Consider the following 12,943-nt stretch of genomic DNA (forward strand, 5'->3'; position numbering starts at 1 on the left):
TACGAGGACACGGCAACGACCAGCGGTCTTTGGCTTCTGTAGGAGCGTACGGGACCGGATCCCTGTCAAGCAAATCCGGCCCTACGGCGTTCAGCTGTTCTGGAGTTCCTTCATCATCTCGGCCAGGTCCGCGGTGTCCTTGGCGGGCGGCGCCGTGACGGTCACCGGCTTGTTGTAGTCGAGGAAGGTGAAGGTCATGTCGAACTTGCCCTTGTCGGCGTCGCCCCGCATACGGAACTGCTTGGCGTGGTCCTCACCGTCGACCCACATGTCCATCGTGAACTTGTCCAGGCCCAGCTTCTCGATCTGCTCGGTGCTCTTCTCACGCTGCTCACGGACCGACTTGTCGGCGTCCTTGAAAGAGGCCTTGAGCTCGGCCAGGGTGACGTCGCCCGCGTAGTGGGTCGTCTTGACCCCGTCGACGGTCTCGGTGCCGACCTTCTTCACGTCCTTGGCGCTGTTGAGGAAGGCGGACATGCTGGCCGGGTTCTGGTCGGCCTGGCCGGCGCCGGGAGCGGTCGCGCCGAGGCCGCCCTCCTTGTCGAGCCCGGACAGGTCGAACTTCATCCACTTCTTGCCGTCCATCTCCTTGGCCAGCTCGGCGTTGCCGCCGATGTACATGGCCTTGTCGACGAGCCGGATCTCGGCGGAGCCCTCCTTGGGCGAGGTCATCTTCATGCTCATCGCGACGTCGGGCTTGGTCCGCATGGAGGCCTCGGCCACCACCTGCCCCTGCTCGGGGATCTCGCCCTTCATGCGGTAGCGGAAGGAGGTGATCTCCTCCGTGTTCTTCGCCGCCTTGGCGACCGCCGCCGCGGGAGTCATCTCGGGCGACTCCTCGCCCCCCTTGGAACAGCTCACCGCACCCGCGGCGAGAGCCACGGCGGCGAGCCCGGCGCCGATGGTCCGACCGCGCACGGAACGTCGTACATAAATAGACATTGATTCCCCCCAAGGAACACATGGTCGATTCACAGCAAGACCGCGAGTTTATCCGAGAGGGACGCGAGGGGTCCGTGAATTCCCCGCTGCTCAGGTGGGGTTGATGCTCGACTGTGACAGGAGGGTCTTGAAGTCCTCGGTGTCGGCGGCCGGCGGCTTCCGTACGGCGACCTTGACGCCGTAGTCGCTGTAGTGGGCGGTCTGGGTCACCCGGCCGTTCGCCGTGCCGGTCTTCTCGATCTTCTTGACCAGCAGGTTCTTCTCGTTGACCCAGATGTCGACGGTCTCGGCAGTGACCTCGGCGTCCTGGAGGCGGCGGCGGAGCTCGGTGTCGGTGACGTTCTGGACGTCCACGGTTCCGGTGTAGTGCGTGGTGCTCTGGCCGTCCACGGTCTCCCGGCCGAGCTCGCGCACGTCGTCGGAGTCCAGCAGCAGCCGCACCGACTGGTTGGGGGTGGTGGAGCGCATCTGGTCGGCGAGGTCGGCGCCGCCGCCGAGGGTCTTCAGGTCGTCGTAGGCGTACCTGAGCCAGTGCTTGCCGCCCGTCTTGGCGGCGAAGGTGTCGCCCATGCGCGCGTAGTAGGCGTCGGAGAGGTAGCGGGCCTCCATGGAGGTGACGCCCAGATCGCGCATCGTCTCGGCCGCGGTGCCGCCGGTGTAGTCGATGGTGAGGGCGCCGGAGAGGCCGTCGCGCCAGGCGAGGACGCCGTGGGCGGTGAGGGAGAGCTGGGTGCCCATCACGGTGGTGGATCTCACCCGGGCGGTGCTGGCCCGCTCGGTGGAGTGCTCGGCGGTGCGCAGGGCCGGGAGGGGGGCGGGGGCCGAGGCCGTGTGCTTCTCCTTCTCCGGCCGGTCGGAGGAACCGGAGGACGTGCAGGCGGCGAGTCCCGCCAGTGCGGCGGCCGTGGTGAGCCGGACCGTCGTCCTCTTCATGCGTCCCCCTGGTGCAGGTGCCCTGCTCGCACGCTAACTCAGAGCACGCTCCCCGCACATGGGAACGGGCCCCGCACCTCGGAAGGTGCGGGGCCCGTGAGACCTGCCGGTGGCTCAGACCGCGGCCGGGTCCTCCTCGACGAGGAGGTTGCGGGTGCGGTTGGAGTCGAGCGGAATGCCGGGGCCCATCGTGGTGCTGATGGCGGCCTTCTTGATGTACCGGCCCTTGGCGGCGGACGGCTTCAGACGGAGGATCTCCTCCAGCGCCGCGCCGTAGTTCTCCACCAGCTTGGTGTCGTCGAACGACGTCTTGCCGATGATGAAGTGCAGGTTCGAGTGCTTGTCGACGCGGAACTCGATCTTGCCGCCCTTGATGTCGTTGACAGCCTTGGTGACATCGGGGGTGACGGTGCCGGTCTTGGGGTTCGGCATGAGACCACGGGGACCGAGCACGCGGCCGAGGCGGCCGACCTTGCCCATGAGGTCCGGGGTGGCGACGACGGCGTCGAAGTCCAGACGGCCCTTCGACACCTCGTCGATGAGCTCGTCGGCGCCGACGATGTCGGCGCCCGCGGCACGAGCGGCCTCGGCACGGTCACCGGTCGCGAAGACCAGGACCCGGGCGGTCTTACCGGTGCCGTGCGGGAGGTTCACGGTGCCACGGACCATCTGGTCCGCCTTGCGCGGGTCGACACCCAGACGGAAGGCGACCTCGACGGTGCCGTCGAACTTGGAGGTGGAGGTCTCCTTGGCGAGACGGACGGCCTCGAGCGGGGCGTACAGCTTGTCCCGGTCGATCTTCTCGTCCGCAGCGCGAAGGGCCTTGCTGCGCTTGCTCACTACTGCTCCTGTGTGTTCTGAAAGGAGTCGTGGTACGGGCCGAGCAGGCCCTGCCACTTCTGCTTGATGTACGGGGGGGGTGGGGCTCAGCCCTCGACCGTGACGCCCATGGAACGCGCGGTACCGGCGATGATCTTCGCGGCGGCGTCCAGGTCGTTGGCGTTGAGGTCGGGCAGCTTGGTCGTGGCGATCTCGCGGACCTGCGCCTGGGTGATCTTGGCGACCTTGGTCTTGTGCGGCTCGCCGGAGCCCTTCTCGACACCCGCGGCCTTGAGGATCATCTTCGCGGCCGGCGGCGTCTTGGTGACGAAGGTGAAGGAGCGGTCCTCGTAGACCGTGATCTCCACCGGGATCACCCAGCCACGCTGCGACTCGGTCGCGGCGTTGTAGGCCTTGCAGAACTCCATGATGTTGACGCCGTGCTGGCCGAGCGCGGGGCCGACCGGCGGGGCCGGGTTCGCCGCGCCGGCGTTGATCTGGAGCTTGATGAGCCCCGTGACCTTCTTCTTCTTGGGAGGCATAGCTCTCCGGGTCCTTTCGATTCGGGTCCTGCCTGCCTACGGGGACCACCCGAACGCAGGCATACCGCACAACGATAGCGGGTATAGATGCGCGGCCAAAAACCGAGCAGGTCAGACGAGCTGTGACAGCCCGCCTGACCTGGTCGGAAGCTCTGTCCGGAAGAAACTAGTTCTTCTGGATCTGGTCGAAGCTCAGCTCGACCGGGGTCTCACGGCCGAAGATCTCGACGAGGCCCTTGACCTTCTTGGAGTCGGCGTTGATCTCGTTGATCGTGGCCTGCAGCGTGGCGAACGGGCCGTCGGTGACGGTGACCGAGTCGCCGACCTCGAAGTCCAGGACCTGGACCTCGACCTTGCGCTGCGGAGCCGGCTTGCCCTCGGCCTCGGCGGCCTCGCGGGCGGCCTTCTCCTCGGCCTCCGGGGCGAGCATCTTGACGATCTCGTCCAGGGTCAGCGGGTACGGGTCGTAGGCATTGCCCACGAAGCCGGTCACGCCGGGGGTGTTGCGGACGACGCCCCAGGACTCGTTCGTCAGGTCCATGCGCACCAGCACATAGCCGGGGAGCTTGTTCTGACGGATGGTCTTGCGCTCGCCGTTCTTGATCTGCGCGACCTCTTCCTGCGGCACCTCGGCCTGGAAGATGAAGTCCTCGACGTTCAGCGAGACGGCACGCTGCTCGAGGTTGGTCTTCACGCGGTTCTCATAACCGGCGTAGGTGTGGATGACGTACCACTCGCCGGGCAGGGTCCGCAGTTCCTCGCGGAGGGCGGCGACGGGGTCGACCGGCTCGGCCGGCTCCTCCTCGGCGTCCGCCTCTTCCTCGTCCTCGACGGACTCGATGTCGCCGCCGGACTCGACGTCACCGCCGGACTCGACGTCACCGCCGGACTCGTCCTCGGCGTCGTCGTCCTCGGCGTGGAGGGCGGCTTCCTCGGCGGGCTCGCCGGCCTCGGCGTCGGCAGCCTCGACCTCGTCCAGGTCCTCGTCCGCGCCCTCGACGATGTCGAGCTCGTCGTCGACAGACTCGTCGGGCTCGATGGCGTCGTTCAGGTTCTGGTCAGACACGGTGGCTGCTTCTTCCTGGATACAAGGGGTGGAACATGCGAAAAGGGGCGCCGGTAACCGCGGCGCCCTTCGCTCTGTGCTCAGCCGAATACGTACTTGGCGGCGTGGTTGAGTCCATAGTCAATCACGGTCACCAGGCCGATCATGACGAGAACAAAGACGATCACCACGGTCGTGTACGTCGTCAGCTGGTTCCGCGACGGCCAGACGACCTTGCGGAGTTCTGCGACGATCTGCCGGTAGAAGGTCGCAAGACGCTTCAGCGGGCCCTTCTTGGCACGCTTGCCGCCCTTGCGGACCTTCTTCTTGGTCTCCGGCACTTCATCCTGGGCGCCAGGCGTGTCGATGGAGCCCACGGCATCCGCCATTCGTCCTCACCTGTTCCCGGGTCGTGGCCGTGCCGCGCCCGGTTGGAGCCGCACGGCGGTGCATTGCTGTACGTACATGCGCACACATCCTGGCGAAGGTGTGTGTAGCAGGGCCGGAGGGACTTGAACCCCCAACCGCCGGTTTTGGAGACCGGTGCTCTACCAATTGAGCTACGACCCTTTGTGTGTCCCCCAACGTACCGCATCCGACCGGGTGCTCGGTGTGCACCTGGATGGGCGGCGGCTGAAGGCCAACGAGGTGAGAGTGTACGTGGTCCACGGCCCCCCGTCGAACAGAAAGCGCCCGTACGGGGCTTGGGGGAGGAAGATCGCCCAGCGTGCGATGCGAATCCGGACGGTTGTTCAGCCGATGTTCAGTCTGTGAAACCCGTGTGCCGGGGGAGTTTCCGGTCTGGAACGATGGGGCCCATGAGCGCTGCAACCCCTCCCACCGAGCGCCGGGTCTCCGCCCGAGTCGGCGCGATCTCCGAGTCCGCCACCCTCGCCGTGGACGCCAAGGCCAAGGCCCTCAAGGCCGCGGGGCGGCCGGTGATCGGCTTCGGCGCCGGTGAACCGGACTTCCCGACCCCGGACTACATCGTCCAGGCCGCGATCGAGGCCTGCTCGAACCCGAAGTACCACCGCTACACGCCGGCCGGCGGGCTGCCCGAGCTGAAGGCCGCGATCGCCGCGAAGACGCTGCGCGACTCCGGCTACGAGGTCGAGGCGTCCCAGATCCTGGTGACCAACGGCGGAAAGCAGGCGATCTACGAGGCCTTCGCCGCGATCCTCGACCCGGGCGACGAGGTCATCGTCCCGGCGCCGTACTGGACGACCTACCCGGAGTCGATCCGGCTGGCCGGCGGTGTCCCGGTGGAGGTCGTCGCCGACGAGACGACCGGCTACCGGGTCTCCGTCGACCAGCTGGAGGCGGCCCGCACGGAGAAGACGAAGGTCGTCCTCTTCGTCTCCCCCTCCAACCCGACCGGTGCCGTCTACAGCCAGGCCGACGCCGAGGCGATCGGCCGCTGGGCCGTCGAGCACGGCCTGTGGGTGCTGACTGACGAGATCTACGAGCACCTCGTCTACGGCGACGCGACGTTCACCTCGCTGCCCGCGCTCCTGCCCGAGCTGCGCGACAAGTGCGTCGTCGTCAACGGGGTCGCGAAGACGTACGCCATGACCGGCTGGCGGGTGGGCTGGATCATCGGTCCGAAGGACGTCGTCAAGGCCGCGACCAACCTGCAGTCGCACGCCACGTCCAACGTGTCGAACGTCGCCCAGGTCGCGGCCCTCGCCGCGGTCTCCGGCAACCTCGACGCGGTGGCGGAGATGCGCACGGCCTTCGACCGCCGCCGCAAGACGATCGTCCGCATGCTCAACGAGATCGACGGCGTGCTCTGCCCCGAGCCCGAGGGCGCCTTCTACGCCTACCCGTCGGTCAAGGCCCTGCTCGGCAAGGAGATCCGCGGCAAGCGCCCGCAGGACACGGTCGAGCTGGCCGCGCTGATCCTGGAGGAGGCGGAGGTCGCGGTCGTCCCGGGCGAGGCCTTCGGCACGCCGGGCTATCTGCGGCTGTCGTACGCGCTGGGTGACGAGGATCTCGTCGAGGGCGTCTCGCGGATCCAGAAGCTGCTGGCGGAGGCGCGGGACTGAGATCGCCGTAGCCGTGGGACCCCCTCACATGAGGGGGTCCCATTTTTTTGTGCGAGCAAGACCACTAAAGGGGAAAGCGGTACCGGGACACCGGTGACGTACGGCAGGATCCTCGAATGGAGCGTGTACGTGATGTCTCTGAACTGCCGAAAGCCCATCTGCACCTGCACTTCACCGGATCCATGCGGCCGGGGACGGTTCTGGAGCTGGCCGACAAGTACGGCGTGCGCCTGCCGGATGCGCTGACCGAAGCACTGACCAGCGGGGAACCGCCGAAACTGCGGGCCACGGACGAGCGGGGCTGGTTCCGTTTCCAGCGCCTGTACGACGCGGCCCGCTCGTGCCTCAGAGAGCCCGACGACATCCGGCGGCTGGTGCGGGAGGCCGCGGAGGAGGACGTCCGCGACGGCTCGGGGTGGCTGGAGATCCAGGTCGACCCGACGTCGTACGCGCCCATGCTCGGCGGGCTGATCCCCGCGCTGGAGATCATCCTGGACGCGGTGGAGACCACCTCGCGGGAGACGGGGCTGGGGATGCGGGTGCTGGTCGCCGCGAACCGGATGAAGCACCCCCTGGACGCGCGCACCCTGGCCCGGCTGGCGGTGCGGTACGCGGACAAGGGCGTGGTCGGCTTCGGTCTCTCGAACGACGAACGCCGGGGCCTGGCGCGGGACTTCGACCGGGCGTTCCACATCGCACGCGAGGGCGGGCTGCTGTCGGCGCCGCACGGTGGCGAGCTGGCCGGACCGTCCTCGGTACGGGACTGTCTCGACGACCTGGACGCGAACCGGATCGGGCACGGGGTGCGCGCGGCGGACGACCCGCGGTTGCTGAAGCGCCTGGCGGACCGGCAGGTGACGTGCGAGGTGTGCCCGGCGTCCAATGTGGCGCTCGGCGTCTACGAGAAGCATGAGGATGTGCCGCTGCGGAAACTGTTCGAGGCCGGGGTACCGATGGCGCTGGGCGCCGACGACCCGCTGCTGTTCGGGTCCCGGCTGGCCGCGCAGTACGAGATCGCCCGCCGGTGGCACGGCTTCTCGGACGCGGAACTGGCAGAGCTGGCCCGGCAGTCGGTACGGGCCTCGGCGGCACCGGAGGACGTGAAGACCAAGCTGCTGTCGGGGGTGGACGACTGGCTCAGCGGCCCGGTGGCTTGAAGTGGGCGTAGGGCGGATAGGGCTTGAAGCAGATCAGGACCTCGCGGCGGTGTCCGCCGCCGGGCTCGCCCTTCAGCCAGATCCCCGTGACCATGGCCGAGCGTCCTTTGCCGACGCCTTTCCTGCGCGGTCCCCAGCCCGCGGCGTAGGCGAAGTTCACGGCCGCCCCGGCGAAGGCGTCCCGACTGCCGAACAGGAAGAACGTGCGCGCGTGCGTGGCGTGCCGCAGTTCGTCCCGGAAGTCAGCGCGCGTGTGTCGTTGCCTCCAGGCGTCGGCGTCCTTGTGCGTACGTGCCTCGTCGGTGCAGACGGACAGGGGGGTGCCGGCCTTGAGTGTGCGCCGCAGCTCGGGCCACTTGCTGGGGCGCAGGCCGTACGAGTGGTGTGCGAGGACTAGGTCGACGCGCTGCCCCTGGCCCTCGTCCGGCGGGATGCCGTCCCGCAGGGGTACGTGGACGATCGTGTGCCGTGAGCAGGCGGCGAAGGAGAACAGACCGGCGAGCCGGTTCAGGCCGTCGTGGTCGCCGAGGAGCAGGCCGATCGGTTCCGGCGCGGTCAGCGAGGTGTGGCGCAGGGTGTGACGGGGCTGGACTACCCGGTGTTGGTGCGGGCCGGTGCGGGGTCTGAACTCGGTGAGACTCAGCCGCATGCGGGGGTCCTGGACGTCATGGGGCCCAGCGTGGCCGCCGGGGTCGGGCGTCGGCAAACGGTATTCCGCGGGTTCTCGGGTGCGGGCCTACAGGGTGACGCCGACTGTCACGGGTTCGTTGACCAGGGTGATGCCGAAGGTGTCCCTTACGCCTGCCACGACCTCTCGAGCCAGGGCGAGGAGGTCCTCCGTGGTGGCGTTGCCGCGGTTGGTGAGGGCCAGGGTGTGCTTGGTGGAGATGCGGGCCGGGCCGGTGCCGTAGCCCTTGGTGAAGCCGGCCTTGTCGATGAGCCAGGCCGCGGAGGTCTTGGTGCGGCCGTCGCCCGCGGGGTAGGCGGGGGGTTCGGCGTCCTCGCCCAGGTGGTGCTTCACGCGCGCGTGGAACTCCGCGAACTGGGCGGCCGTGAGAATGGGGTTGGTGAAGAAGGAGCCTGCCGACCAGGTGTCGTGGTCGTCGGGGTCCAGGACCATGCCCTTTCCCGCGCGCAGCATCAGGACGGTTGCGCGGGCGTCGGTGAGGGGGACGCGGTCGCCGGGCTCGACGCCCAGGGTGCGGGCGGTTTCGGCGTACTTGATCGGCGCGGAGAGGCCACCGGCGTCCTCCAGGTCGAAGTGGACGCGCAGGACGACATAGCGGGCGGGGTCTTCCTTGAAGCGGCTGTGGCGGTAGGAGAAGGCGCAGTCGTCGTTGGTGAGGGTGACGGTTTCGCCGCTGTGCCGGTCGTAGGCGATGACCTCGGTGATGGTTGTGGACACCTCCTGGCCATAGGCGCCGACGTTCTGGATGGGGGTAGCGCCCGCGGAGCCCGGAATGCCGGCGAGGCACTCGACACCGGCGAGTCCGGCGTCCACGGTGCGTTCGACGGCGTCGGTCCATACCTCGCCGGCGGCGAGCTCCAGGTGGGTGCCGGTGAGCTCGAAACCCTTGGTGGCGATGACGAGCGCGGTGCCCTCGAATCCCTTGTCCCCGATGACGAGGTTGGACCCGCCGCCGATCACGAGGAGCGGCGTGCCGGTGGCGTCGGCCTCGCGGACGACCTCGATCACCTCGGCGTCGGTCGTCGCGGTGACGAGCCGGGTGGCGGGGCCGCCGAGGCGGAAGGTGGTCAGGGGGGCGAGGGGGGCGTCGTGTCGTTCCTGCACGCGGTACAGGGTACGGGGGCGTGGGCCTCCGGCGGTTGAGCGGTGTTTGTCCGCGGGTTCGGTGGGGGCGGGCGTTGTGCGCAGTTCCCCGCGCCCCTGGATGCCTGCGGCGGCCTGTTCCGGTCCGGTGGGGGTTTGTGTAGCGCGTGGGGTTCGGTGGGTGAGTCGGTGCCGGACGCCGGCCGCTGCGGGCGGATACCCCCCACCCCGTCCCCTCGCCACCGTACGCGGGTGCACGAGTCCCACCCAGGGGCGCGGGGAACCGCGCGACCAGCCCCCACCGGCCGGTAGCCGCCCCACGACCTGACCCGGCACCCCCATAGGCGCCCCGCTCAAGCCCAGCGCAGCGGCACCGCGGGGAACTGCGCGACCAGCCACGATGCACCCGCATCCGCCCGACAACCTGACCCGGCACCCCACCCCAACGCCCCCCACGCCAAACGGCCCCGTCCTCCCGGACGGGACCGTCGACTCACAGGCTCAGCCGGCCACCAGATCCCGCTCGCGCTTCTCCACGGGAGCCTCCTGCTCCACCCCCCGCTTCCGCGAGGGAATCAGCAGAGCCGCAACCCCGGCGAGCGCCACCACGGCCGCTCCGGTCACCAGTGCCGGTCGCAGGCCGTCGACGAAGGACTGGCCGCTCTCGTATCCGCCCTGCGAGGAGAAGATCGACGCCATGACGGCGATACCCAGCGCCCCACCCACCTCACGCAGCGCGTTGTTGGCGCCGGACGCGATGCCCTGCTCCTTCGGCAGCACGCTCGACATGACCAGGTTGGAGGCGGGGGCGAAGAAGAGAGCCATGCCTATGCCGCTGAGGATGAGACCGGGAAGCTGCGCACCGTAGGACGCGTCGACGGTGACCACGGACGACATGTACGCGAGGCCCGCCGCCTGGAGGAAGAGGCCCGTGGCCACCACGGGTCGGCCCCCGATGCGGTCGGAGAGGATCCCGGCGATCGGCGCGACGAGCATCGGCATGCCGGTCCAGGGCAGCATGCGCAGGCCCGCCTCGGTGGGCGAATAGCCGAGGACGCCCTGCATGTACTGGCTGAGCAGGAAGATCGAGCCGAACATCCCGAGGAACATCAGCAGGCTCGCCGCGTTGATGCCGGAGAAGGCCCGGGAGCGGAACAGCCGCATGGGGAGCATCGGGTTCTTGGCCCGCGTGCTGTAGAGGACGAACGCGGCGAGCAACGCGGCTCCCGTGAACAGGGCCAGGAGGACCACGGAGTCGGTCCAACCGTCGGACGGGCCGCGGACCAGGCCGTAGACGATGCCGAAGAGGCCGCCGCTGGCGAGCAGGGTGCCGGGGATGTCGAGGCGCGCGCCGGTGCCGTGGGACTCGGCGAGGCGAAGGCGGGCGAGGGGAAGCAGGGCGACACCGAGCGGGACGTTCAGCCAGAAGATCCACTGCCAGGAGATGTGTTCGGTGAGGCTGCCGCCGATCAGCGGTCCGGAGGCGACCGCGAGTCCGTTGACGGCGCCCCAGATGCCGTACGCCATTCCGCGCCTGGCCGCGGGGACGGCCGCCGTGAGGAGGGTGAGCGTGAGGGGCATCATGATCGCCGCTCCCACGCCCTGGACCGCGCGGGCCGCGATGAGGGAGTCGATGCCGGGGGCCAGGGCCGCGGCCGCCGACGCGCCGGTGAAGATCGTGAGGCCGACCAGGAAGAGTCGGCGCCGGCCGAAGCGGTCGCCGAGAGCCGCGCCGGTCATGAGCAGGACGGCGAAGGTGAGTGTGTAGGCGCTGACCGTCCATTCGAGGTCGTGCAGCGCTCCGCCGAGGTCCTCGCGGATGGAGGGCAGGGCGGTGGTGACGACGAGGTTGTCGAGGGCCGCCATGAATCCGGCGACGCTGGTGATGACGAGGGCCCAGACGGCTCCCCCGCGACGTGCGGTGGGTGTGGTGGTGGCTTGTGCTTGCTGTGACATCGCTCCCCCAGCGGGTGTATCGGTGATTAGTTATTGATTACTAAGTTTCGCGATCATGAAGAGGCGCCTGTGATGCCCGTGGTACTCAGTGCTCCAGCCGACCCTTGGACTGCGCCGACGGGTACATGCCCTCCCAGACCCGGTGCTCGGGCGGAAAGCCCATCGCCACCAGGCAGTTGATGAGCATGCCGTACGCCAGGAAGTTCGTCGTCTCCTTGACGTCGGCGCCGAGCGGACCATGGACGGAGTCCCACAGCCGCATCCAGCCGGCTCGCACCGCCTCGCCGAACTCGTGGTCGCCGTCCTGCTCGGCGGCCCCCACCGCGACGTACATCTGCATCTGCATCATCAGCCACTCGGGCCGCTCGGCGATGACCTTGGTGTACGCGTCCGCCATGGCGTGTTCGGCCTCTTCGCCCTCCAGGCCCTTCGAGGCCTCCTCGAAGGTACGGATGGTGTCCTCGACGCAGCGCTCCGCCGCAGCCAGGAAGATCGCCTTCTTTCCCGGGAAGAGCCGGAACAGGTACGGCTGCGAGACCCCCACCCGCTTGGCGATCTCCTCGGTGGACGTGCCGTGGTAGCCACCGCGGGCGAACTCGATCATCGCCGCGCGGATGACGCTCTCACGCCTGTCCTCTGCGCTCATCCTGACCATGCGAGTAAGTTAGTACTCAATCACTAACTTGGCAAGGGGTGGGGTCCAGACGTAGTTCGGGGTTCCAGAACGCAGTGCAGTGTTCCAGAACGCAGTGCAGTAAGGAGCGCCCCACCATGGAGAGCGCCCCTTACATCGGCAGCCGGACCGTCGGCCCTCAGGCCAGTCGTACGACCGCTCGCGACATCCCCAGCACCTTCTGCCCGGCGCTGGTCACCGTGAGGTCGACCCGGACCGTGTTGTCGTCGAGCTTGGCGGCGACCTTGCCGCCGACCTCGATCGTGGCGCCCTGGTCGTCGTTCGGGACGACGACGGGCTTGGTGAAGCGGACGCCGTACTCGACGACCGCGCCCGGGTCGCCGGCCCAGTCGGTCACCACGCGGATCGCCTCGGCCATGGTGAACATGCCGTGCGCGATGACGTCCGGCAGTCCGACCTCCTTGGCGAACTTCTCGTTCCAGTGGATCGGGTTGAAGTCCCCGGAGGCGCCCGCGTACTGGACGAGGCCGGCGCGCGTCACGGGGAAGGTTCGGGCCGGCAGCTCGGTGCCGACCTCTACGTCGTCGTATGCGATCTTCGCCGTCATGTTCTTCGTCACGCCTCCTCTGCCGCGCGCGCGACCAGCTTGGTCCAGGCGGTCACCACGTGTTCGCCGGCCTCGTCGTGGACCTCGCCGCGGATGTCCAGGATGTCGTTGCCGGCCATGGACCTGATCGCCTCGATGGTGGAGGTGACGGTCAGACGGTCACCGGCGCGCACGGGGCGGACGTAGGCGAACTTCTGGTCGCCGTGCACCACGCGGCTGTAGTCCAGGCCGAGCTGCGGGTCCTGGACGACCTGCCCGGCGGCCTTGAAGGTGATCGAGAACACGAAGGTCGGCGGGGCGACGACGTCGGGGTGGCCGAGCGCCTTGGCGGCCTCCGGGTCCGTGTACGCGAGGTTGGTGTCCCCCACCGCCTCGGCGAACTCGCGGATCTTCTCCCGGCCCACCTCATAGGGGGCGGTGGGCGGATAGGTCCGCCCCACGAAGGACTGGTCGAGCGCCATGGGCTCGGCACCTCCTGCTTGCTCTACTGGC

The 12,943-nt window shown here is 68.7% G+C and carries 14 protein-coding genes and 1 tRNA gene; 2 read left to right on the top strand and 13 right to left on the bottom strand.

Annotation, left to right across the window (positions count from 1 at the left end; all coding sequences use genetic code 11):
• Positions 1-90: 90 nt before the first annotated feature.
• From ACIRP7_RS09200 to ACIRP7_RS09230, 7 genes are all read right to left on the bottom strand, one after another.
• Positions 91-942 (bottom strand): DUF1396 domain-containing protein, encoded by an 852-nt coding sequence (locus tag ACIRP7_RS09200; protein ID WP_403655586.1) that lies wholly within the window; start codon positions 940-942, stop codon positions 91-93.
• 90 nt (positions 943-1,032) lie between these two features.
• Positions 1,033-1,875, bottom strand: coding sequence for a hypothetical protein (locus ACIRP7_RS09205; RefSeq protein ID WP_403655588.1), 843 nt, complete (start codon positions 1,873-1,875; stop codon positions 1,033-1,035).
• 114 nt (positions 1,876-1,989) lie between these two features.
• Positions 1,990-2,715, bottom strand: a complete 726-nt coding sequence (rplA, locus tag ACIRP7_RS09210) for a 50S ribosomal protein L1 (protein WP_403655590.1) — start codon at positions 2,713-2,715, stop codon at positions 1,990-1,992.
• 86 nt (positions 2,716-2,801) lie between these two features.
• Positions 2,802-3,236: a 50S ribosomal protein L11 gene (rplK, locus tag ACIRP7_RS09215; RefSeq protein ID WP_403655592.1), complete on the bottom strand. Its 435-nt coding sequence runs from the start codon at positions 3,234-3,236 to the stop codon at positions 2,802-2,804.
• Positions 3,237-3,402: 166 nt separating this feature from the next.
• Positions 3,403-4,302, bottom strand: coding sequence for a transcription termination/antitermination protein NusG (nusG, locus tag ACIRP7_RS09220; protein WP_403655594.1), 900 nt, complete (start codon positions 4,300-4,302; stop codon positions 3,403-3,405).
• A gap of 80 nt (positions 4,303-4,382) precedes the next feature.
• Positions 4,383-4,670 (bottom strand): preprotein translocase subunit SecE, encoded by a 288-nt coding sequence (gene secE / locus ACIRP7_RS09225; protein WP_403655596.1) that lies wholly within the window; start codon positions 4,668-4,670, stop codon positions 4,383-4,385.
• Positions 4,671-4,778: 108 nt separating this feature from the next.
• Positions 4,779-4,851 (bottom strand) — tRNA-Trp (locus ACIRP7_RS09230).
• Positions 4,852-5,099: 248 nt separating this feature from the next.
• On the opposite strand from ACIRP7_RS09230, the gene ACIRP7_RS09235 reads away from it, so the two are divergent.
• Entirely contained in the window at positions 5,100-6,326 is a 1,227-nt protein-coding gene (locus ACIRP7_RS09235; protein WP_403655598.1) for a pyridoxal phosphate-dependent aminotransferase, read from the top strand.
• A gap of 116 nt (positions 6,327-6,442) precedes the next feature.
• Positions 6,443-7,483, top strand: coding sequence for an adenosine deaminase (locus tag ACIRP7_RS09240; protein ID WP_403655600.1), 1,041 nt, complete (start codon positions 6,443-6,445; stop codon positions 7,481-7,483).
• Here ACIRP7_RS09240 and ACIRP7_RS09245 read toward each other — a convergent pair.
• The 6 genes from ACIRP7_RS09245 to ACIRP7_RS09270 form a co-directional block, all read right to left on the bottom strand.
• The gene (locus ACIRP7_RS09245; RefSeq protein WP_403655602.1) at positions 7,464-8,132 is read right to left on the bottom strand and encodes a hypothetical protein; all 669 of its coding nucleotides are present in this window, start codon (positions 8,130-8,132) and stop codon (positions 7,464-7,466) included. The genes ACIRP7_RS09240 and ACIRP7_RS09245 overlap by 20 nt on opposite strands.
• An 87-nt stretch (positions 8,133-8,219) precedes the next feature.
• A complete protein-coding gene (locus ACIRP7_RS09250; protein ID WP_403655604.1) occupies positions 8,220-9,275 on the bottom strand; it encodes a UDP-N-acetylmuramate dehydrogenase in 1,056 nt (351 codons plus the stop codon).
• Positions 9,276-9,755: 480 nt separating this feature from the next.
• Positions 9,756-11,210, bottom strand: a complete 1,455-nt coding sequence (locus tag ACIRP7_RS09255; RefSeq protein ID WP_403655606.1) for a DHA2 family efflux MFS transporter permease subunit — start codon at positions 11,208-11,210, stop codon at positions 9,756-9,758.
• A gap of 85 nt (positions 11,211-11,295) precedes the next feature.
• On the bottom strand, positions 11,296-11,865 hold the full coding sequence (locus ACIRP7_RS09260; RefSeq protein ID WP_403655608.1) for a TetR/AcrR family transcriptional regulator: 570 nt from the start codon (positions 11,863-11,865) through the stop codon (positions 11,296-11,298).
• Between the two features lie 157 nt (positions 11,866-12,022).
• Positions 12,023-12,451, bottom strand: a complete 429-nt coding sequence (locus ACIRP7_RS09265) for a MaoC family dehydratase (RefSeq protein ID WP_403655962.1) — start codon at positions 12,449-12,451, stop codon at positions 12,023-12,025.
• A gap of 8 nt (positions 12,452-12,459) precedes the next feature.
• Positions 12,460-12,912: a MaoC family dehydratase N-terminal domain-containing protein gene (locus tag ACIRP7_RS09270; protein ID WP_403655610.1), complete on the bottom strand. Its 453-nt coding sequence runs from the start codon at positions 12,910-12,912 to the stop codon at positions 12,460-12,462.
• Positions 12,913-12,943: the final 31 nt, after the last annotated feature.

It is taken from the genome of Streptomyces sp. NPDC102270 (assembly GCF_044766405.1).
Classification (GTDB): Bacteria; Actinomycetota; Actinomycetes; order Streptomycetales; family Streptomycetaceae; genus Streptomyces.

Excerpts from the sequence above, each read along its gene's own strand:
- ACIRP7_RS09200 (WP_403655586.1), bottom strand. The coding sequence starts at position 942 with ATGTCTATTTATGTACGACGTTCCGTGCGCGGTCGGACCATCGGCGCC.
- ACIRP7_RS09205 (WP_403655588.1), bottom strand. The coding sequence starts at position 1,875 with ATGAAGAGGACGACGGTCCGGCTCACCACGGCCGCCGCACTGGCGGGA.
- rplK (WP_403655592.1), bottom strand. The coding sequence starts at position 3,236 with ATGCCTCCCAAGAAGAAGAAGGTCACGGGGCTCATCAAGCTCCAGATC.
- secE (WP_403655596.1), bottom strand. The coding sequence starts at position 4,670 with ATGGCGGATGCCGTGGGCTCCATCGACACGCCTGGCGCCCAGGATGAA.
- ACIRP7_RS09235 (WP_403655598.1), top strand. The coding sequence starts at position 5,100 with ATGAGCGCTGCAACCCCTCCCACCGAGCGCCGGGTCTCCGCCCGAGTC.
- ACIRP7_RS09240 (WP_403655600.1), top strand. The coding sequence starts at position 6,443 with ATGGAGCGTGTACGTGATGTCTCTGAACTGCCGAAAGCCCATCTGCAC.
- ACIRP7_RS09245 (WP_403655602.1), bottom strand. The coding sequence starts at position 8,132 with ATGCGGCTGAGTCTCACCGAGTTCAGACCCCGCACCGGCCCGCACCAA.
- ACIRP7_RS09255 (WP_403655606.1), bottom strand. The coding sequence starts at position 11,210 with ATGTCACAGCAAGCACAAGCCACCACCACACCCACCGCACGTCGCGGG.
- ACIRP7_RS09260 (WP_403655608.1), bottom strand. The coding sequence starts at position 11,865 with ATGGTCAGGATGAGCGCAGAGGACAGGCGTGAGAGCGTCATCCGCGCG.
- ACIRP7_RS09265 (WP_403655962.1), bottom strand. The coding sequence starts at position 12,451 with ATGACGGCGAAGATCGCATACGACGACGTAGAGGTCGGCACCGAGCTG.
- ACIRP7_RS09270 (WP_403655610.1), bottom strand. The coding sequence starts at position 12,912 with ATGGCGCTCGACCAGTCCTTCGTGGGGCGGACCTATCCGCCCACCGCC.